Here is a 19,814-nt window from a genome sequence, read left to right as displayed (position 1 = left end):
CGCGGCAATGTCTGCCATCGCGGTTGACGCATCATGCGTTCCGAAATACGTCTTCAGAGGCAATTTTGACGCCCGCAGACTGAGCTCCATCGATACCGACCGCCCGGCGGTCCCTCACGGAGCCTGTGTGACTTCTCCCTCGACATCTGCGCGCACGCTGTTCGACAAGCTGTGGGAACGGCATGTCGTCCACGCGCGCGACGACGGCCATACCCTCATCTATATCGACCGGCATTACGTCGGCGACGACCTGCCGCGCGACACGTTCGACAGTCTCGCGCGCAAGGGGCTGCGCGTGCGGCGGCCGGAGGCGACGTTCGCGATGGCCGACCATTACGCGTCCTCGCGCGGCCGCACGATTGCCGACGTCGTCGATGCCGAACGGCGCGAACTGGTCGAGCGGCTGATTCACTTCACACGTGAGCAGGGCGTGCCGATGTTCGCGCTCGACGATCCGCGTCACGGCATCGTGCACGTGAGCGGCCCCGAGCAGGGGCTGACGCTGCCGGGCATGACGGTCGTGTGCGGCGACAGCCATACGTCGACGCATGGCGCGCTCGGGGCATTCGGCTTTGGCATCGGGGCATCGGAAGTCGCGCATGTGCTCGCGACGCAGACGCTGTGGCAGCGCCGTCCGGCGACCATGCGCGCATCGTTCACGGGGCGCCTTGCCGCCGACGTCACCGCCAAGGATCTGGCGCTCGCCATGATTGCGCAGATCGGCGTGGCGGGCGGGGTGGGGCACGTGGTCGAGTACGCGGGCGAGACCATCGACGCGCTCTCCGTCGAAGCGCGCATGACGCTGTGCAACCTGTCGATCGAGGCGGGCGCGCGCGCGGGTCTCATCGCCCCCGACGACACGACGTTGGCCTGGCTGCACGGCCGCGCGTTCGCGCCGAAGGGCGCCGCGTGGGAGGCGGCCGTCGCCGGCTGGCGCGCATTGCGCACCGACCCCGGCGCGCCATTCGCGCGAGAGGTGTCGCTCGACGCGGCACGGGTCGCGCCCATGGTCACCTGGGGCACGAATCCGTCGCAATCGACCTCGATCGCGGGCGCGATCCTCGATCCGGCGGACATCGGCGACGCCGCGCAGCAGGAACGCGCGCTCGCCGCGCTCGACTATATGGACTTGCGCCCCGCGCAGCCGATCGAGGGCATCGCCATCGATCGCGTGTTCATCGGCTCCTGCACCAATGGCCGCCTGGAAGACCTGCGCGCCGCGGCGGCCGTGCTGGGCGGGCGGCGCGTGCGCGTTCCCACGCTGATCGTGCCGGGTTCGCGCGCGGTGCAGAACGCGGCGGTGGCCGAAGGTCTCGACCGGATTTTCGTGGCGGCCGGCGCGCAGTGGCGCGAGCCCGGCTGTTCGATGTGCCTGGCGATCAACGGCGACGAAGGCCGCGCCGGCGAGCGCATCGCCTCCACGACCAACCGCAATTTCGTCGGACGCCAGGGGCGTGGGGTCCGCACGCATCTGATGAGCCCCGGCATGGCGGCAGGCGCCGCCGTGACGGGATATATCGTCGACTATCGGGAGCTGCTGCGCGATGCAACCGTTGACCACGCTTGACGCCGTCGCGGTGCCGCTGCCCGCCGCCGACATCGATACCGACCAGATCCTTCCGGCGCGCTTCATGCATGCGCGACGGACCGATTACGGGCGCTACTTCTTCCACGACCAACGGTTCGATCCGCAATCCGGCGCCGTACGCCCGGAATGCGTGCTGAACCGCGCGGGCTACGCGCATGCGCAGATCCTCGTCACCGGTCCGAATTTCGGCTGCGGCTCGTCGCGCGAACAGGCGGTGCACACCTTGCTCGACTTCGGCATTCGCGCCATCGTCGGGACGACGTTCGGCGACATCTTCTTCAGCAACTGCCTGAAGAACGGCGTCCTGCCGATTCGCGCCGATGCCGCCTTTGTCGCGCACGTGAACGCATGGCTGGCCGAACGGCCGGGCGCGCGCGTCAAGGTCGATCTGCCCGCGCAACGGGTGGTCGCGCCCGATGGCACGACGATCGCGTTCGAGATCGACGCATTTTCAAAAGAAGCGCTTGCAGGCGGTCTCGACGAGATCGATGTCACGTTGCGCCTGCGCGAGAAGATCGACGACTTCGAACGCCGCCACAGTCTCGGCCTGACCTAGCCGGAATTCGGACAGCAAGTCCGCACGACCCCGATTCACCAGACTGAAATTAACATAGGAATACGAATGAAAATCGCAGTGCTCCCCGGAGACGGAATCGGCCCGGAAGTGACGGCCCAGGCGCTCAAGGTGCTGGGCGTGCTCCAGAACGAAGGCATGCCGCTCGAATTCGAGCACGCGCTGATCGGCGGCTGCGCCTACGACAGCACCGGCCACCCGCTGCCGCAAGCGACACGGCAACTCGCGGTCGAAGCCGACGCGATCCTGTTCGGCGCCGAGGGCGGCTTCGAGTATGAAACCTTGCCGCGCGGACTGCGTCCCGGCGACGCGTTGCTCGCGTTGCGCCAGGAGTTGCAGTTGTTCGCGAATTTCCGGCCCGTGGTCGCGTACCCCGAGTTGCTCGGCGCCTCGCCGCTGAAGTCGGCGCATATCGACGGGCTGGACCTGTTGATCCTGCGGGAACTCACGGGCGACCTGTACTTCGGCAGCCCGCGCGGCGTGGCGGTGGAGAACGGCTTGCGCGTGGGGGTGAACACGATGCGCTACGACGAAGCGGAGATCCGGCGCATTGCGCACGTCGCGTTTCGCACCGCGCGCAAGCGCCAGTCGCGCGTGTGCTCGGTCGACAAGGCGAATGTGCTGGAGTCGATGGAGTTGTGGCGCGAGGTGATGGACGAGGTCGCCACCGGCTATCCCGACGTCGCACTCGAACACCTCTATATCGATGCCGCGGCGATGTCGTTGCTGCGCGCCCCGCGGCATTTCGACGTGATCGTGACCGGCAATCTGTTCGGCGACATCCTCTCCGACGAGGCGTCGATGCTCACGGGCTCGATTGGCATGTTGCCGTCGGCGTCGATCGGCGAGGGCACGAAGGGGCTTTACGAGCCCGTGCACGGGTGCGCGCCCGATATCGCCGGGAAGGACATCGCGAATCCGCTGGCCTCGATCCTCTCCGCGGCCATGATGCTGCGCATGAGCTTCGACGCTGACGCGGCCGCCACGCGTATCGAGCGGGCCGTGCGGCGCGTGCTGGCGTCCGGCTATCGCACGGCGGACATCGTCGAGCCGGGAACGAAGCGGGTCGGCACCGCGCAAATGGGCGATCTCGTTGTCGCCGCCATGTCCTGAGGCGCGCATGCGTGTCGTGGAAAACGGGAGAAAGGAGGCCGGCATGAACAAGGAACGCAAACCGCTGGTGCGATTCCGTGGCGTAGGCAAGAGCTACGACGGCATCAACCGGGTGGTCGACGGGCTCGACCTCGACATTTACGAAGGCGAATTTCTGTCGCTGCTGGGGCCGTCGGGGTCCGGAAAAACGACCTGTCTGATGATGCTCGCGGGTTTCGAATCGCCGACCGAAGGCGAAATCTGGCTGGGCGACACGCTGCTGAATGTCACGCCGCCCCACAAGCGCAACATCGGCATGGTGTTCCAGAACTACGCGCTCTTTCCGCACATGACGGTCGCGCAAAACGTCGCGTATCCGCTCACGGTACGCAGGATGGGGGCGGCAGAAAAGCAGACCGCCGTGGGGCGGGCGCTGGACATGGTGCAGATGAGCCAGTACGCCTCGCGTCTGCCGGCAAGCCTGTCGGGCGGGCAGCAACAGCGTATCGCGCTCGCTCGGGCGCTGGTGTTCAACCCGCGTCTCGTGTTGATGGACGAACCGTTGGGCGCGCTCGACAAGCGGCTGCGCGAGCACATGCAGATCGAACTGAAGGATCTGCACGCCACGCTCGGGCTGACGTTCGTGTATGTCACGCACGACCAGAGCGAAGCGCTCACGATGTCCGATCGCGTGGCGGTGTTCGACGCCGGGAAGATCCAGCAGATCGACCGTGTCGATGCGTTGTACGAAACACCGGGCAACGGTGTCGTCGCGAACTTTGTCGGGGACAACAACGTCTTTGTCGGCCGCCTGCTGGCGCTCGACGGCGAACGGGGCGAAGTCGGTCTGCCGGGCGGCGAAGTGCTCGTGGGGCGGGTGATCGGCGCGCCGCGCGTGGGCGACACGGTGCGCGCCTGCGTGCGTCCCGAGCGGATCGCGCTGGGCGACGAGGCGGGCGCGGAGGGTGGAGCCGCAGTGGCCAACACGATGCGGACGCGATCGGAAGGGATGCTGTATTTCGGCGACCACGTCCGGTTCCGCTTCTCGCTGGCCGGGCAGGATTCGGGGTTCGTCAAGGTGCCGCTCGACGACGCGGGCCTGGGCGGCATAGGGAACGGCGACGCAGTCGTGCTGCGTTTCGCCGAACGACACGTGCGGATCTTCGCATAACGCTTTTTTCAATCTAATCGGGGTGGACATCATGCGTAATACTCAATGGATCGGTGCCGTGGCGGTTGCCGTTGCCCTTCAATCGCTTTCCTGCGGCGCCTTCGCGCGGCCGCTCGCCGTCGTCAACTACGGCGGCACGCTGGCCGAGGCGCAGCAGAGCGCGTTCATCGCGCCGTTTCAGGCCGCAACCGGCATCGACGTGACGGCGTCCTCGTATTCGGGTGAACAGGCGAAGGTCAAGGCGATGGTGGATGGTCAGCAAGTTAGCTGGGATGTCGTCGAAGTCGAATCGACCGACGTCGGCCGCGGCTGCGACAGCGGCCTGTACGAGCACATCGACTGGTCGAAGGTCCCGCAAGGCGCTCAGCTCAACGCGGCGGCAAAGACGCGCTGCGGCGTGGGCATATTCGCGTGGGCCAATACGTTCGCGTACAACTCGAAGCTGCTCCAGGGCACGCCGACCAGTTGGGCGGACTTCTGGAATACGCAGAAATTTCCGGGCAAGCGCGGCATGCGCAAGACTGCTCGCGGCAACCTCGAATTTGCGCTGATGGCCGACGGCGTGAAGCCTGCCGACGTCTACAAGGTGCTCGCCACGCCGGAAGGCGTCGACCGCGCATTCCGCAAGCTCGACGCGTTGCGCCCCAGCATCCAGTGGTGGGATGCGGGCGCGCAACCGGCGCAGTTCCTCGTTTCGGGCGACGTCGCCATGTCGACTGTCTTTAGCGGACGCATCATCACGGCGCAAAAGGCGGGGCAGCCGCTCGACCTCGTCTGGAACGGCGCGATCTCCGACTACGACTACTGGGTCATCCCGAAAGGCTCGGCGATGAAGGACGACGCGCTGAAGTTCATCAACTATTCGATCGGCGCCGATCAACAGGCTGCGTTTCTCTCGAAGCAGCCGGGCGGACCGGCCAATGCCCAGACACTCGCGAAGATGTCACCGGCGCAGCTCAAGAATCTGCCGAATACGCCGGAGCATGCGAAGGTCGGCGTCGTGAACGACCGTGAGTTCTGGGACGAACACGGCGATGATCTCGACCAGCGCTTCGCCGCCTGGGCCGCGCGCTGAACGGATGGCTGCCATGTCGAATCCGTCGGGCGCTACAGAGTTGGGAACGGTGGTCAACGGGGCGGCGCGCCCGCCCGCAGCCGCCCGGCCGCGCGCCGCGAAGGTGGCGCGCTCGCGTGGCGACGTGGGCGGGGCGCTGTTGCTGATCGCGCCGCTCGCGTTGTTCATGCTGGTCTTTTTCGTCGTGCCGATTGCCAGCCTGCTGACGCGGGCCGCGTGGGACCCGTCGGTGGCGGTGGCGTTTCCGGGCACGGCTCGCGCGCTGGCGAACTGGGACGGCGCGTCGGCGCCGCCTGCCGCGGCGTTCGGCGCGTTGGCGGCCGATATCGTCGCGGCCGACGATGCCGGCACGCTGGGCGACGCGACAGAGCGGCTCAATCGTGACGCGCCCGGCATGCGACTGTTGCTGTTGCGCGCGCGTCGCCATCTGGATCATCTCGCCGAAGGCGCGGGCCAGCCCGCCGCGCCCCGCGACCCTGCCGCCGTGAAAGCGGATCTGATCCAGTACGATCCCCACTGGGGCGAGGCGCCGGCATGGCGCGCCATTGCGCGCGCGGTGCGTCCGCTGACGGCTGCCTACGCGCTGCGCGCCATCGACAGTCATCAGGATGCCGAAGGACGTATCGCCATGCTGCCGCCCGATCGGCGCGTCTTTCTGCCGATACTCGGGCGCACGTTCGGGATCAGCGCGGTCGTGACGGCGCTGGTTGTCGTATTCGGCTTTCCGCTCACCTACTGGCTGAGCAGGCTGCCGGCGGCGCGCCAGCGACTCATGCTGATGGCGGTGCTGATTCCGTTCTGGACGTCGATTCTCGTGCGCATCGCGGCCTGGATGGTCGTGCTGCCGCGCGAAGGCGTGATCAACCGGCTGGCGCTCGCGATGCACATCGTCGACACGCCGCTCGACCTCATCTACAACCGCACGGGCGTTGTCATTTCGATGGTGCACATCCTCATTCCGTTCATGGTCTTGCCGCTGCTCGCGGTGATGCGCGGCATTCCGCTAACTTACCAGCGCGCCGCCGTTTCGCTCGGCAGCCATCCGTTCGGCGCGTTCTGGCGCGTGTATGCGCCGCTCACCGCGCCCGGCGTCGCAGCCGGTGCGCTGCTCGTGTTCGTCAGCGCGCTCGGTTACTACATCGCGCCCGCGCTGCTCGGCGGCGCGGGGGACCAGATGCTCAGCTATTACATCGCCTGGTTCACCAACACGTCGATCAACTGGGGGCTTGCCGCCGCGTTGAGCGCGCTGCTGCTGATCGCGACCGCGTTGCTGTTCGTCGTCTACCGGATGCTCATGGCCGGGCGCCGGCACCTGTTCGGGGAGGCGGCGACGTCATGAGACTCATGCCCGCTTTCGAGCCATCGGTCGGCTTGCCCGAGAAAGTCTGGTACGTCGCGCTGCGCGTGCTTTGCTACGGACTGCTTGCGTATCTCGCGCTGCCCATTGTCGCGCTGGTGCCGCTGTCGTTTTCGGCGGACTCGTTCCTCGTCTACCCGGTGTCGCACTGGTCGCTCCACTGGTATCGCGTGCTGTTCACCTCCGACATCTGGTGGCGTGCGATCCGCAACAGCTTTATCGTTGCGCCGAGCGCCACGGTGCTCGCCACCGTACTCGGCACGCTTTGCGCACTCGGCCTCGACCGTGCGAGCTTTCCGGGCAAGCGGCTGCTGACCGCGGTGATGCTTTCGCCCCTCGTTGCACCGCTGGTCGTGGTCGCGGTCGGCATGTATCTGTTCTACATGAAGCTGCACCTGGCGGGAACCTTCGTCGGGCTCGTCATCGCACATGCGCTGCTGGGCGCGCCGTTCGCGGTGACCACGGTCGGCGCGGTGCTCAAGGGCTTCAACCGGTCGCTCGTCAACGCGAGCCTGAGCCTCGGCGCAGGCCGCGTGGAAACGTTCTTCCGCGTGACGCTGCCGCTGATCCTGCCCGGCGTGCTCTCGGGTGCATTGTTCGCCTTCGCCACCTCGTTCGACGAAGTCGTCATCACACTGTTTCTCGCGGGCCCGGACCAGGCCACGATTCCACGGCAGATGTTCAGCGGCATTCGCGACAGCATCACGCCGACGATCGTTGCGTTGGCCACGATCCTCGTGCTGTTCTCGACCTCGCTGCTGGTGCTGGGCGAATGGCTGCGCCGCAAAGGCGCCGCCGCCCGCTGACGCCACAGTCGCATTTTTCGATCTGCGCAGCCGTCGTTTGCCCGTGGTCTTCGGCGAACGATGGCTGACCGTCGATACCGCCCACAGCCGCTTCACCCGCACCTCGCGACACCACGCCCACCTCGTCCAGTAGCCGGTCATGCCCGGCGCTGCGTCAACCGCGTTCCCCGCAAGCCCTTATCGTTCGCAACCCGCGCGAGCGCACGACGCCGCGCCCGTTAGTAACGCACAAGTTCGAATTCCGCCAGTTGCAGGCATCAGCGGGGAAACCCTAATTCAAATGCTTGTAACGCTACACGTAACATTATTAAAAATAACGTTATTAGCCTTATTCGTCGATCAAGACAAAAGATATCGATAGCAACACTAGCCGTACACGTTCCCGCTCACTGAGATTAGTCATGGCTGAAACCCACCCGCGCAGCCCCTGCGATGCGCCGCCCCCGCTGCTCGAGATGCGCAATATCGGCAAGACGTTTTCCGGCATGCGCGCGCTGCGCGACGTCCGCCTCGACGTGCGGCGCGGCGAAGTTCACGCGCTCATGGGCGAAAACGGCGCGGGCAAATCGACGCTCATGAAGATCCTGAGCGGCGCCTATCAGGCCGACGCGGGCGCGCAGATCCTGCTCGAAGGCAAGCCCGTGGCGATCCACGGACCGCAGGCCGCGCGCGATCTCGGCATCGCCGTGATCTATCAGGAGCTGAGTCTCGCGCCCAACCTCAGCGTGGCCGAGAACATTCACGCGGGGCGGGAGCTTCGCAAGCGCGGCTGCCGCTGGCTTGCGGACCGCGCGGCGATGGAACGTGCCTGCGCCGACGTGCTCGCGCGTCTGGGGGCGCGCTTCGGCCCCGCCACCCGCGTGGGCGACCTCACGATCGCCGAGCGACAACTCGTGGAGATCGCGCGCGCCATGCTCGCCAACGCGCGCATTCTCGTGATGGACGAGCCCACCACGCCGCTCTCCACGCGCGAAACGGACCGGCTTTTCGCGCTGATCCAGCGCCTGCGCGAAGCGGGCATGGCGATCATCTACATCAGCCACCGCATGGCCGAGATCTATGCGCTCTCCGACCGCGTTTCGGTGCTGCGCGACGGCAGCTACGTCGGCACACTGGAGCGCGCCGAGTTGTCCGAAGCGCGGCTCGTGAAGATGATGGTGGGCCGCGATCTTTCGGGCTTCTATCGCAAGGCGCATCGCTTTGCGGGCGACGCGCCGGTGGCGCTCGCGGTGCGTGATCTCGCGGACGGCGTGCGCGTGCACGGTTGCAGTTTCGTGCTGCACGAGGGCGAGGTGCTTGGGCTGGCCGGGCTCGTTGGGGCGGGCCGCACCGAGCTGGCGCGGCTTGTCTACGGCGCGCGCAAACGTTCGGCGGGCACGGTCGAGGTGGCGGGAGGCAAGCCGCTCCAGCCGCGTTCGCCGCGCGATGCGATCCGCGCCGGTGTGGTCTACCTCACCGAAGACCGCAAGGGCGACGGCCTCTTTCTCGACATGAGCGTGCACGACAACATCAACGTGATGATCGCGGGGCGCGACGCGCGCGCGGGTGTCCTCGATCGCCGCAAGGCGGCGGGCCGCACGGGCGCGGCGGTGGATGCGCTCGCGATCCGCGTGGCGCGAGCCTCGGCCAACGTGGGCTCGCTCTCGGGCGGCAACCAGCAGAAGGTGCTGCTTTCGCGGCTGCTGGAGATCCGTCCGCGCGTGCTAATTCTCGACGAGCCCACGCGCGGCGTCGACATCGGCGCGAAGTCGGAGATCTACCGGATCATCGACCAGCTCGCGCGCTCGGGCGTGGCGATTCTCGTGATTTCGAGCGAATTGCCCGAGGTGATCGGCGTGTCCGACCGCGTGCTCGTGATGCGCGAGGGCACGATTGCCGGCGAGCTGGCAGGCGAGGGCGCGATCAGCCAGGAAGCCATCATCGAACTCGCCACGGGGTCGAGCGCGGATGCCGCCGATCGCTCGCCCGCTCGCGCGGCCGCCTGACGTTCACCTCGTCACCCGCATCCTTCCCCGCCGGAGCATCCCCGGCGCGACGCCATTGCTTCACCGCCCCGACAACGACAACACGGAGACGACATGACCCAACTCACCCTGAACCCGGACGGTCCCGGCGCGCAACCCGCGAACGGCGGCACGCCGAACCGCCGCCGAACGCGCCTGCGCTCGCTCGCCCGCACGGCCGGCATGCTGCCCGTGCTCGTGCTGCTGTGCATCGGCTTTGGCCTTGGCAACGGCGAATTCCTCACGGTGCAGAATCTGTCGATCGTGGCGCAACAGGCGTCGATCAATGTCGTGCTCGCGGCGGGCATGACCTTCGTCGTGCTCACCGGCGGCATCGATCTTTCGGTGGGCTCGGTGCTGGCCGCCGCGGCGGTGGTGGCCATGCTCGTGTCGAACGCGCCCGGCTGGGCGTGGGCCGCGATTCCCGCCGCCTTGCTGCTGGGCGGCGTGCTGGGTGTGGCGAACGGCGGTCTGATCGCGCTGCTGCGCCTGCCGCCGTTCATCGTCACGCTCGGTTCGCTGACCGCGGTGCGCGGCGTCGCGCGCGTGCTGGGGCACGACACCACCGTGTTCAATCCGCAATTACCGTTCGCGTTCATCGGCAACGATTCCATTGCGGGCGTGCCCTGGCTCGTCGTGATCGCGGCCATCGTGATCGCGGTTTCGTGGTTCGTGCTCAGGCGCACCGTGCTCGGCCTGCATATCTACTCGGTGGGCGGCAATGCCGAGGCGGCGCGGCTGGCCGGCATCAAGGTGCGCTCGATCCAGATTTTCGTCTACACGGTTTCCGGCCTGCTGGCGGGGCTTGCCGCCGTCATGTCGGCCGCGCGCCTCTACGCGGCCAACGGTCTGCAACTCGGCCAGTCGTACGAACTCGATGCCATCGCCGCCGTGATCCTTGGCGGCACCAGTTTCGTGGGCGGCGTGGGTTCGATCGTCGGCACGCTGGTGGGCGCGCTCATCATCGCGGTGCTCACGAACGGTCTCGTGCTCATGGGGATCTCGGATGTGTGGCAGTACATCATCAAAGGGCTCGTGATCATCGGCGCGGTGGCGCTCGACCGCCTGCGCCAGCAGGGCTCCGCGCGCACCTGACTATCTGGATCAGTACGCAAACAAATACCCACACGAGCGCACGCCGCGCTCGCTTCAACACCCGCTGTCCCATTCAACGAGGAGACGTATTCATGCTCAGGAAGACCCTGATTGCCGCCGGCGTTGCCATTGGCCTGGCGGCCACGGCCAGCACGGGCGCCCATGCCGAGGGCAAGCCGCTTCGCTCGATCGGCATCACCGTGAACGATCTTGGCAATCCTTACTACATCACGCTCATCAAAGGCGCCCAGGCGAAGGCCAAAGAGATCAATCCCAATGTCCGCGTGACGACGCTGGGCGCGGACTACGACCTGAACAAGCAGTTCACGGAGATCGACAACTTCATTGCCTCGCACGTCGACATGATCGTCTTGAATGCCGTCGATCCGAGGGCGATCGAGCCCGCCGTGCGCAAGGCGAAGGCGGCGGGCATCGTCGTGGTGGCCGTGGATGTCGCGGCAGCGGGCGCCGATGCAACAGTGCAGACGAACAACGTGCAGGCGGGCGCTCTCTCGTGCGGCTATCTCGCGAGCCGGCTCAACGGCAAGGGCAACGTGATCATCGAAAACGGGCCGCCCGTCTCGGCGGTGCTGGACCGCGTGGAAGGCTGCCGGTCCGCGTTCGCGAAGCATCCCGACATCAAGGTGCTCTCCGACGACCAGAACGCGAAAGGCTCGCGCGACGGCGGCATGAACGCCATGCAGGGCTACCTCACGCGGTTCCAGAAGATCGACGCCGTGTTCGCGACCAACGACCCGCAGGCGCTCGGCAGCGACCTTGCAGCGAAGCAGTTGCGCCGCAAGGGCATCGTCCTCGCTTCGGTGGATGGCGCGCCCGATGTCGAGGCGGCGCTCAAGAGCGCGGACAGCTCGATCGCCGCGTCGGCGAGCCAGGACCCGTGGGCGATGGCGCAGCAGGCGGTGACGCTCGGCTACGGCATCATGAACGGGCACAAGCCGGCCAATCCGGTCGTGCTGATGCCTTCCACGCTGGTCACGCGCGAGAACGTGGCGAGCTACCAGGGCTGGTCGTCGCACTGAGCGGCGGCTTGCGCGTCGCGCGCTACGCTACAAGCTCGACCGATGGATACGATGCAACGCGAACGAAACCGGGCCGCGGCCGCCGCGAATGCAGACGATGCGTCTGTCTGGCGGTGGTTGTCGGCCTTGCTGGAGGAGCGCCGCATCAAATGGCGATACAGCTTCCACACCTGGGTCGTGACCGTCGACCGACGGCAGACCGCCACGGCATGCAGCTTTGACAGCGCGATACGACTGGCGAAAATCGCGGCAGAGGAAAGCGGCGCTTCGCCGCAGGCATGCGGATTGAAGGCACACGCTAAAGACAAAAACTGAAGGCAAAAGCCAGGGGCCCGTGAACCGGGCCCCCCACTTGCGCTTAGCTGCCGCTCACATACCCCCCATCCACCGGCAACGTGACGCCGGTCACGAACGCCGCCGCGGGCGACGCGAGAAAGACAGCGGCGCCCACCAGATCCTCGGCTTCCCCCCAGCGCTTGAGCGCCGCGCGCGCCGCGATCTTTTCCGCCGACGCGGGCGTTTCCCAGAGCGCGCGTGTCATGTCCGTGCGATGGTAGCCCGGCGCAATCGCGTTCACGCGCACGCCCGCCACCCCGAACGCGTGCGCCAGCGCGCGCGTGAGGCCCAGGATGCCGGTCTTGCTCGCGCAATAGGCGGGCACTTCCACGTCGGCGAGATAGCTGAGCATCGAGGCGACATTCACGACCACGCCCTTCGTGCGTTCGAGCAGCGGCCGCGCCGCCATCGAAAAGCGCATGGCCGCCGTGAGGTTCACGTCGATCACCTCGCGAAACACGTCGTCGCGGTACTCGTCCATCGGGCGCGCCACACCGGCCGCATTAATGAGGATATCCAACGATTCGAGATCGCTGCAAAAGCGGTTGATGTCATCGACGTTGCGCACGTCGACACGTTCGAAACGGATGTGCGAGAGCGTGGCGTCGGCGCGCAGCGCTTCGAGCTTGGCGGGCGAGCTGCCCGTGGCGATCACGCGCGCGCCGAGCGAGGCGAAGCCCTCGGCGATCGCCAGGCCGATACCGCTCGTCGCCCCCGAGACGAGCACGGTCTTGCCGCTGAAGAGGCCGGGCCGGAAGGCGTGGATTTCCTGGTTTTCCGCAGCGTTTTTTTGCAGGGCGGTTTGTGTCATGTTCAGGCAGCTCCTTGCTGGATGAGTGTGTCGAGACGCGCGGCGTAGCGGTCCATCGCCTTGAGGGCGGCGACCACCATGGCGGGCTCGACGGGATACGGTTCGTTGTGAATGATTTCGCCCGCGCGGCAGGCGCGCGCCGCCACGGTTTCGAGCGCGTGGTGGTCGTCGGCGTCGACGTTGACCTGGGCGAGCCGCGTGGGCAAGCCGACCGCGCGGCAAAAGCGGAACACGCGCCGACGCTCTTCGTCGGGCACGGTCGAGAGAAACAGCGAGGCGAGTACGCCGATCGCCACCTTTTCGCCGTGCAGCAGGCTGTGCGACGAAGGCAGGTCGGCCAGGCCATGATGGATCGCGTGCGCCGCCGCCACGCCGCCCGATTCGAAGCCAATGCCGGAGAGCAGCACCGTCGCTTCGAGCGTTGCGTCGAAGTCGGGTGTGACGAGTTGCGCCCGGCAGTCTTCGACCGCTTGCGGCGCGTGCGCGAACAGCAGGTCGCGGCACAGCCGCGCGGCTTCGAAGGCGAGCGCCGTGCCACGCCCGCCGCACAGGTTGCGGGCATAAGCGCGCCGGCAGGCCTCGGCCTCGTAGTACGTCGCGAGCGCGTCGCCGATGCCCGCAATGAAAAAGCGCGCCGGGGCGCGCACGATCACGGCGGTGTCGAGCAGCACGAGGTTCGGGTTGCTGCGCACGAAGCGGTCGCGCACCACGCGGCCCGCTTCGTCGTAGATCACCGCGAGCGCGCTGCACGGCGCATCCGAGGCCGCGATGGTCGGCACGCAGGCGAACGGCAGCCGCAGGTCGTCGGCGGCCGCGCGGCCCGTGTCGATCACCTTGCCGCCGCCGAACGAGACGACCACGTCCGCGCCGCTCGCGCGAATCCACTCGGCGGTTTCGGCAACCGAGCGCTCGGTGCAGGCGGCGTCGACTTCACGCACCTGCAAGGTGACGCGCTCGGCGCGCGCGCGCACCGGTTCGAGCAGCGCCGCGACGTTGCGATCGACAAGACACGCGGCGTGCGAACCAAGACGTGCGAGTTCGGCGTCGAGCGTGGCGAGCGCACCGGCGCCCTGGACGTAGCGCGAGGGGAATATGCTGGTTCTCAACATGATTGGGTCTGCGAAATATGTGCGGAAACGGATGCGGGTCAAGAAACCATCACGCCCGGCAGCCCGAGCGCGGCGGCGATGTCGCGTGCGTGGTGCACGATCTGCGTGCCTTGCGGAAAATGCATGTTGGCCTCGGGGGCTTGCGCATCGGGCCAGCCGAGCACGCGCATGCCCGCGGCGAGCGCGGCGCGCGCGCCCGTTGGGCTGTCTTCGATGGCGATGGCCTCGGCGGGCGCGACGTCCAGCAGATACGCGGCGCGCAGGTAGGCTTCGGGGTCGGGCTTGCCGTGCCGCACGTCGTTGACGCTCACCGAAACGCGCTCGGGCGCTTGCAGCCCGAGCGCTTTCAGATTGGCTTCGAGCAGCACGCGGCCCGCGTTGGAAACGACGGCCTGGCGCAACCCGGCCGCGTGCGCGGCGCGCCAGATTTCGAGTGCGCCGGGGCGCGCTTCGAGTGTCGGCGCTTCGGCCACATAGCGCGCGGCGCGCAGCGCCGACCACGCCGCGTAATCCGCTTCGATGCCGAAGCGTTCGCGGCAGAGGCGGTACACGTCGAGCCCGCTGCGGCCGAACGTCAGCGGATGCAGCTCGTCGCCCGCCTGAATGCCGTAGTGCGCGAGCACCGCGATCAACGTTTGCATGTGCAGCGGTTCGCTGAGCGCGAGGGTGCCGTCCATGTCCCAGAGCACGGCGCGGGGCGGTGTGTTCATGCGTGGTCTCCCGCGAGTCGGTCGAGGTCGTCGTAGAACTGCTGCGAGTGCGTATAGAGGCGCTCGAAGATCGGCATCATGCGGTCGTAGGTGTCGGCGGCGCGCGGGTCGGGCTGCACCTCGCGCGCGAAGCGCACGAAACGGCGCACGGCGTCGCCGAGCGTCGCGAACTGGCCGGTGGCGGTGGCCGCGAGCAGCGCGCAACCCATCACGCCGCATTCGACCTCGGCGGGCACGAGCACCGGCGTGCGGTACATGCTGGCCTTGATGTCGAGCCACAACGCGGCCTTCGCGCCGCCGCTCGCCGCCACCAGCCGCTCGATCGCCACGCCCGCGGGCTGGATCATCGCCATGTGGCGGCGCACGCCGAAGGCCACGCCTTCGAGCACCGCGCGGTGCAGGTGCGCGAGGCCGTGGCGCGCCGCGATGCCGAAGAACTGCGCGCGCGAGTTCGGCTGCGCGCCCAGCCGCTCGCCGGTGAGGTACGGCAGGAAGAAAAGGCCCTCGGCGCCCACCGGCGCTTCGGCGGCCTTGCGCGCGACGTCCTCGTACGAGAGGGCGTTTTCGTGGAACGCGCGGCGCGCCCAGCGCATGGCGTCGCCGCCCGAGTCGAGCAGCGTGAAGCGGCCCCACAAGCCCTCGCAGGTCGCGACGTTCGAGACCTCCGGGTGCAGCATGGGCGTGTCGGCAATCACGGTGATGATCGACGAGGTGCCCGTGATGTCCGAGGCGAGGCCGCTCTCATGCACGCCCGAGCCCAGCACCGAGGCTGGATAGTCGGCCGCGCCCACCAGCACGGGCGTGCCTTCGCGCAGACCGGTAGCCTGCGCGGCCGCCTTCGTGACCGCGCCGAGCAACTCGTGCGGCGCGCGGATGGGCGGCAGCTTGCGCGCGTCCAGACCGAGCGCATCGAGCATGACCGGCGACCACCCGCGCGTTTGCGGGTCCATCAGGAAGGTCATCGAGGCGTCGCTCCAGTCGCACGCGCGCTCGCCGGTGAGCCGGAAGTTCACGTAGTCCTTCGGCATGAATACGGTCGTGGCGCGCTCGTAGGCGTCGCGCTCGTACTCGCGAATCCACTGGAGCTTGAAGCCGGGCCATGCGGGCGTGGCCGGATTCGCGGTGCGCGCGAGCCAGGCGTGCGCGTCGGGGCCGCTGCCGTGGCGCGCGCGAAACGCTTCGACCTGCCCGGCGGCGCGCTTGTCGTTCCAGAGCGGCGCGGTCTCGCGCGTGAGTTCGCCGTCGGCGTCGACGAGCACGGTGGCGTGCATCTGTCCGCAGGCGCAGATCGCGGCGATGTGCTGCGCCGCGCCCGGCTCGGCCGCCAGCACCTCGCGGATCGCGTGCACCGCGCCCGCCCACCAGTCGAGCGGCCGTTGCTCGGACCAGCCATAGCGTGGCACGATCTGCTCGTGCTCGCGCGCGGCAAGGCGGCGGATCGTGCCGCTCGCATCGACGAGCGCGGCGCGCACGCTGCCGGTGCCCACGTCGATCGCCAGATAGGTTGTCTCCATGTTTGCTTGTCCCATCGTCGTGGGGAATATCCTTGTTCAGTTGCCTCGCGCAGTGGCTTCTTTCAGGCGCTGCCCGCTTGAGTCCGCACGCGCCACGCGCATTGCGTGCGCGCGCGGTAGAGCGCCAGCGCGCCGCGCTCCTCGACAATGCGCGCGTCGATCTCGCCCGGCGCGATCGTGTTGAAGTCGAAGAGACCATGATGATGCGCGATCATCACGCGTACGCCCGAGCCTTTCGCGAGCGTCACCGCTTCGTCGAGCGTGAAGTTGCCCGGCACGCCGTTGCCGCTGCGCTCGGCGTCGCGCCCGTTCACGGGCAGCAGCGCGACATGCGGCGCGAGCGCGGCCACGTTCGCGGTGAGGCCAGGGTAGGGCACGCAGTCGCCCGAATGATAAATGCGCACCCCGGCAATCTCGACCACGTAGCCGAGCCACGGGTGCCGCCCCTGCGCGTCGATGTCGAGCGTTTCGTGCGCCGAGGCGAGGGGCGCGACGCTGAGTTCCGGCACGTCGGCGAGCGGCTGCACGCGCTCGCCCGCGTTCACGGCGATCAGGCGCGAGGCCTCCACGCCGCAGCGCTTCACCGCTTCGTCGAGCGTGGCCGCGGGCACCACGAAACGCAGCCCCGGAAAGCGCCGCGCGAGCGGTTGCAGCGTGTCGGGGTCCATGTGGTCGGTGTGACGATGCGTGCACAGCACGAGGTCCACGTGCTCCAGATCCTCGGGTGCGATCGGCGCGGCCATCATGCGCTCGTGCGCATAGCGCGCGCCGCGATACTTGCGCGCGAGCGAATCGGAAAGATACGGGTCGATCAGGACGCGCAAGCCCGCGCCCTCGATCACGAAGCCCGCCTGGCCGAGCCAGTAGAGCGCGACGTCGGCGGCGGCGACGGGCGCATGCGCCGGCGGCGCGGCCAGACGCGCCGCGAGCGGCATCTCGAAGGTCTCGACGTCGATGGAAAGACGCGCGGCGCTCATGCTTACCAGCACACGTAGCCGCCGTCGGCGAGCACGATCGAGCCGGTCATCAGGCTCGCGGCTTCGCTGGCGAGAAACAGCACGACCGAGGCCACTTCGTCCACGCGGCCCAGCCGGTTCATCGGCGTGCCGCCCACCCAGTGGCGATACATCTCCTCGTCTTCGTACACGTACTTGTTCATTTCCGTGTCGATATAGGTGGGCGCCACGGCGTTCACGCGCACGCCGCGCGCGCCCCATTCGGCGGCGAGCGAGCGCGTGAGGTGATGCACGCCCGCCTTCGACGCGTTGTAGTTCGCCTGCTCCTGCGGCCGGTTCACGATGAAGCCCGACATCGAGCCCACGTTCACGATGCTGCCGCCGCCGTGCGCCAGCATGCTCTTGCCGAACGCGCGGCAGCAGCGGAACACGCCGTTCAGATTCACGTCGATCACGCGGCCCCACACCTCGTCGGTCATGGTTTCGGCGGGATGGTTCGAGATGGCGATGCCCGCGTTGTTCACGAGCACGTCCACGCGGCCGTGGCGCGCGATCACGGCGTCGTGCACGCGCTGCACGGCAGCCACGTCGGTCACGTCGAGCCGTTCGCCTTCGACCTGCGCGCCCGTTGCCGCGAGCTTGCTCACGGCTTCGTCGAGCGCGCCCTGATCCATGTCCGTGAGCACCACGCGGGCGCCTGCCTGCGTGAGCGCATCGGCGATCGCATAGCCGATCCCGCGCGCGGCCCCCGTCACCACGGCGAGCTTGCCGTCCAGGCGGAATTTGTCGAGATACATCGTCGGTCCTTCGAATGGAGTGAATGAGTGCGCCAGCGCGCGTTCATGCGGCTGGCGGCTGCGCTTACGCCGGCTGCGTCGCTTGCGGCTTGCCCGCTGCCGCGGCGATCCGGCAGATGTCATCGAAAGCCGGGCCGTGCGTCGGAATGTCGATATGAAACACCTCGGCTATCACCCGCGTCCAGCCGTAAATGAAATAGGTCCAGCCGTCCTCGACCTGCAACTGCCGCGCGTCCTGCTGCGCGCGCGCCTGATCGAGGAACACGAGGTTGCCACGATAGTTCAGGTCCCAGGCGATGGCGCGTTCGGGAAAGCGCGCGGCGTCGGTGAGCGGCGAACCCGGCGCGTCCTTGCCAAGGCCGGTGGCGTTGATCACGAGCGCGCCGGGTTGCAGGCGCGCGAGCACGGCGTCGTTGTCCTCCGGGCGCGGCGCAATCACGTACTCGCACGGCACGCCCAGATCGAGCTCGCGGTGGATGCGCTCGATTTCCTCCAGACGCGCGCCCGAACGGTTCGAGACGATCACGCGCGAGGGCCGGTTCGCGCCTCGGCTTTGCTGCATCAGATGCCAGGTGAGCGCGATGGTCGAGCCGCCCGCGCCCATCGAAAACACTTCGGCGCCCGTGCGCGCGAAATGCCCGGGCGGCAGGAAGCCGTCGAGCGAGAAGCCGGACGTGATCGGATCTTTCGCGTGGCACACGAACTTGCCGTCGCGTTTCGAGAGGCAGCTCGTTTCGCCCATGATGCGTGCATGCGGGTCGATCTCGTCGAAGAGATCCTGGCACGCGGCGTACAGATCGATCTTGTGCGTGGTGACGAGCGCGCCGAGCGAGAGCGGGTCGCGGCGAATGAACGCCACCGCTTCGCGATACGCCTCGGCGCTTGCGTGCGGCGCGAAGTCGATGCCTTTCATCTCGACGTCGCCGAGCCCGAGATGGCGCGCCCACGCGGGGAACACGCGCATGATCGAGCTTTGCGCGGTGGTCACGCCGATGAAGTAGAAGGTCGGTTTCGTGGCGGCGGCGTAGCTCATCGTGCCTGCTCCATTTCAGTGTGGGACGCGAGCAGCGCGTCGATCTCGGCATGCGTGCGCGCGCGCCAGGCGGGATTGGAGGCGCGCTTCCAGCCGCCCTGGCCGTCGTCGACGATGCGCGTGCGCATGCCGTTCGAGCGCTCGATGATCGCGTAGTCCTGGCCCGAGTCGGCGGGGTAGCAGAACAGCATCACGAAGTCGCTTTCGCCCAGGTTCACGGAGCGGTGAATCCAGCGCGGCGGCACATAGCACACCGTGTTCGCGCGGATCTCGACGGTGCGCGTTTCGCCGTCGGGCGCTTCCATCAGCATCAGCCCGTGGCCCTTCAAGCCGAAGTACAGCTCCGGCCGGTCCACGTTCGCGTGAATGTGGCCGCGCGTCATGAAGAACTCGTCGCCCACCTTGCCCGCGCCCATGCGGGTCACGCCCGTGATGAGGTCGCCCGGGTTCGCGTTGGGCCGGTGATCGGTGACTTCATAGACGACTTCGTCGCCGCGCGAGGCCGCGAGCGCCTCGAAGGCGCGCGCGTCGGCGTAAAGCCCGGCGAGATCGCCCAGGCGTTTCTGGTAATGCGAACCGGTGCCGGCCATCAGGCCGGTCGCCAGATCCACGTCGAACGAACGCGGTTCGGGCCATTGCATCGCTTTCATCTCCCTCGAAGTTGGGTTCGTGTAGCTTTCTAAACGTTAGCGTTTGTGATGATATAGTTTGCGAAACAAACGACTATGCGGGTTTATACCGAGGAAT

The 19,814-nt window shown here is 67.6% G+C and carries 19 protein-coding genes; 11 read left to right on the top strand and 8 right to left on the bottom strand.

Translation table 11 applies throughout. The features are described 5' to 3' along the window. The first annotated feature begins 127 nt into the window (after positions 1 to 127). The 11 genes from leuC to C7401_RS23995 all read left to right on the top strand — a co-directional run bounded on the left by leuC (position 128) and on the right by C7401_RS23995 (position 12,116). Positions 128 to 1,567: a 3-isopropylmalate dehydratase large subunit gene (gene leuC, locus C7401_RS24045; protein ID WP_258397209.1), complete on the top strand. Its 1,440-nt coding sequence runs from the start codon at positions 128 to 130 to the stop codon at positions 1,565 to 1,567. Further along, positions 1,545 to 2,144: a 3-isopropylmalate dehydratase small subunit gene (gene leuD / locus C7401_RS24040; protein ID WP_112173915.1), complete on the top strand. Its 600-nt coding sequence runs from the start codon at positions 1,545 to 1,547 to the stop codon at positions 2,142 to 2,144. Before leuC ends, leuD begins: the two co-directional genes overlap by 23 nt. Before the next feature lie 66 nt (positions 2,145 to 2,210). Beyond that, positions 2,211 to 3,275, top strand: coding sequence for a 3-isopropylmalate dehydrogenase (gene leuB, locus C7401_RS24035; protein ID WP_112173914.1), 1,065 nt, complete (start codon positions 2,211 to 2,213; stop codon positions 3,273 to 3,275). Between the two features lie 43 nt (positions 3,276 to 3,318). Then, positions 3,319 to 4,425 carry an ABC transporter ATP-binding protein gene (locus C7401_RS24030; protein WP_112173913.1) on the top strand — a complete coding sequence of 369 codons (1,107 nt, stop codon included), beginning with the start codon at positions 3,319 to 3,321 and terminating at the stop codon, positions 4,423 to 4,425. A gap of 31 nt (positions 4,426 to 4,456) precedes the next feature. Further along, on the top strand, positions 4,457 to 5,500 hold the full coding sequence (locus tag C7401_RS24025; protein WP_112174037.1) for an ABC transporter substrate-binding protein: 1,044 nt from the start codon (positions 4,457 to 4,459) through the stop codon (positions 5,498 to 5,500). Positions 5,501 to 5,513: 13 nt separating this feature from the next. Continuing rightward, on the top strand, positions 5,514 to 6,839 hold the full coding sequence (locus tag C7401_RS24020) for an ABC transporter permease (RefSeq protein ID WP_112173912.1): 1,326 nt from the start codon (positions 5,514 to 5,516) through the stop codon (positions 6,837 to 6,839). Further along, positions 6,836 to 7,663 carry an ABC transporter permease gene (locus tag C7401_RS24015; protein ID WP_112173911.1) on the top strand — a complete coding sequence of 276 codons (828 nt, stop codon included), beginning with the start codon at positions 6,836 to 6,838 and terminating at the stop codon, positions 7,661 to 7,663. The genes C7401_RS24020 and C7401_RS24015 overlap by 4 nt, the downstream gene beginning before the upstream one ends. Positions 7,664 to 8,064: 401 nt before the next feature. Further along, entirely contained in the window at positions 8,065 to 9,648 is a 1,584-nt protein-coding gene (locus C7401_RS24010) for a sugar ABC transporter ATP-binding protein (protein ID WP_258397208.1), read from the top strand. A gap of 93 nt (positions 9,649 to 9,741) precedes the next feature. Then, complete coding sequence (locus tag C7401_RS24005) at positions 9,742 to 10,761, top strand: ABC transporter permease subunit (protein ID WP_112173910.1); 1,020 nt, start codon at positions 9,742 to 9,744, stop codon at positions 10,759 to 10,761. A gap of 92 nt (positions 10,762 to 10,853) precedes the next feature. Continuing rightward, positions 10,854 to 11,801 (top strand): ABC transporter substrate-binding protein, encoded by a 948-nt coding sequence (locus C7401_RS24000; protein WP_112173909.1) that lies wholly within the window; start codon positions 10,854 to 10,856, stop codon positions 11,799 to 11,801. A gap of 42 nt (positions 11,802 to 11,843) precedes the next feature. Next, positions 11,844 to 12,116 carry a hypothetical protein gene (locus tag C7401_RS23995; RefSeq protein WP_258397207.1) on the top strand — a complete coding sequence of 91 codons (273 nt, stop codon included), beginning with the start codon at positions 11,844 to 11,846 and terminating at the stop codon, positions 12,114 to 12,116. A gap of 43 nt (positions 12,117 to 12,159) precedes the next feature. Here C7401_RS23995 and C7401_RS23990 read toward each other — a convergent pair whose 3' ends face one another. The 8 genes from C7401_RS23990 to C7401_RS23955 all read right to left on the bottom strand — a co-directional run bounded on the left by C7401_RS23990 (position 12,160) and on the right by C7401_RS23955 (position 19,708). Further along, positions 12,160 to 12,948 (bottom strand): SDR family NAD(P)-dependent oxidoreductase, encoded by a 789-nt coding sequence (locus C7401_RS23990; RefSeq protein WP_112173908.1) that lies wholly within the window; start codon positions 12,946 to 12,948, stop codon positions 12,160 to 12,162. A gap of 2 nt (positions 12,949 to 12,950) precedes the next feature. Beyond that, on the bottom strand, positions 12,951 to 14,057 hold the full coding sequence (locus C7401_RS23985) for a glycerol dehydrogenase (protein ID WP_112173907.1): 1,107 nt from the start codon (positions 14,055 to 14,057) through the stop codon (positions 12,951 to 12,953). A 38-nt stretch (positions 14,058 to 14,095) separates the two neighbouring features. Next, the gene (locus C7401_RS23980; protein WP_112173906.1) at positions 14,096 to 14,767 is read right to left on the bottom strand and encodes an HAD family hydrolase; all 672 of its coding nucleotides are present in this window, start codon (positions 14,765 to 14,767) and stop codon (positions 14,096 to 14,098) included. Beyond that, positions 14,764 to 16,281, bottom strand: a complete 1,518-nt coding sequence (locus C7401_RS23975; RefSeq protein ID WP_112173905.1) for a xylulokinase — start codon at positions 16,279 to 16,281, stop codon at positions 14,764 to 14,766. Before C7401_RS23975 ends, C7401_RS23980 begins: the two co-directional genes overlap by 4 nt. Positions 16,282 to 16,343: 62 nt before the next feature. Continuing rightward, complete coding sequence (locus tag C7401_RS23970) at positions 16,344 to 17,258, bottom strand: MBL fold metallo-hydrolase (RefSeq protein WP_220092845.1); 915 nt, start codon at positions 17,256 to 17,258, stop codon at positions 16,344 to 16,346. A gap of 2 nt (positions 17,259 to 17,260) precedes the next feature. Next, positions 17,261 to 18,034 (bottom strand): SDR family NAD(P)-dependent oxidoreductase, encoded by a 774-nt coding sequence (locus tag C7401_RS23965; protein ID WP_112173904.1) that lies wholly within the window; start codon positions 18,032 to 18,034, stop codon positions 17,261 to 17,263. Between the two features lie 64 nt (positions 18,035 to 18,098). Then, positions 18,099 to 19,067 carry a shikimate dehydrogenase family protein gene (locus C7401_RS23960; RefSeq protein WP_112173903.1) on the bottom strand — a complete coding sequence of 323 codons (969 nt, stop codon included), beginning with the start codon at positions 19,065 to 19,067 and terminating at the stop codon, positions 18,099 to 18,101. Then, positions 19,064 to 19,708: a glucose-6-phosphate isomerase gene (locus tag C7401_RS23955; RefSeq protein WP_112174034.1), complete on the bottom strand. Its 645-nt coding sequence runs from the start codon at positions 19,706 to 19,708 to the stop codon at positions 19,064 to 19,066. The genes C7401_RS23960 and C7401_RS23955 overlap by 4 nt, the downstream gene beginning before the upstream one ends. Positions 19,709 to 19,814 lie beyond the last annotated feature (106 nt).

This window comes from Paraburkholderia unamae, assembly GCF_003268775.1.
GTDB classification, from domain to species: Bacteria; Pseudomonadota; Gammaproteobacteria; order Burkholderiales; family Burkholderiaceae; genus Paraburkholderia; species Paraburkholderia unamae.
The sequence above is the reverse complement of the archived record's forward strand: the minus strand, read 5'-3'. Positions and strand labels throughout refer to the sequence as shown.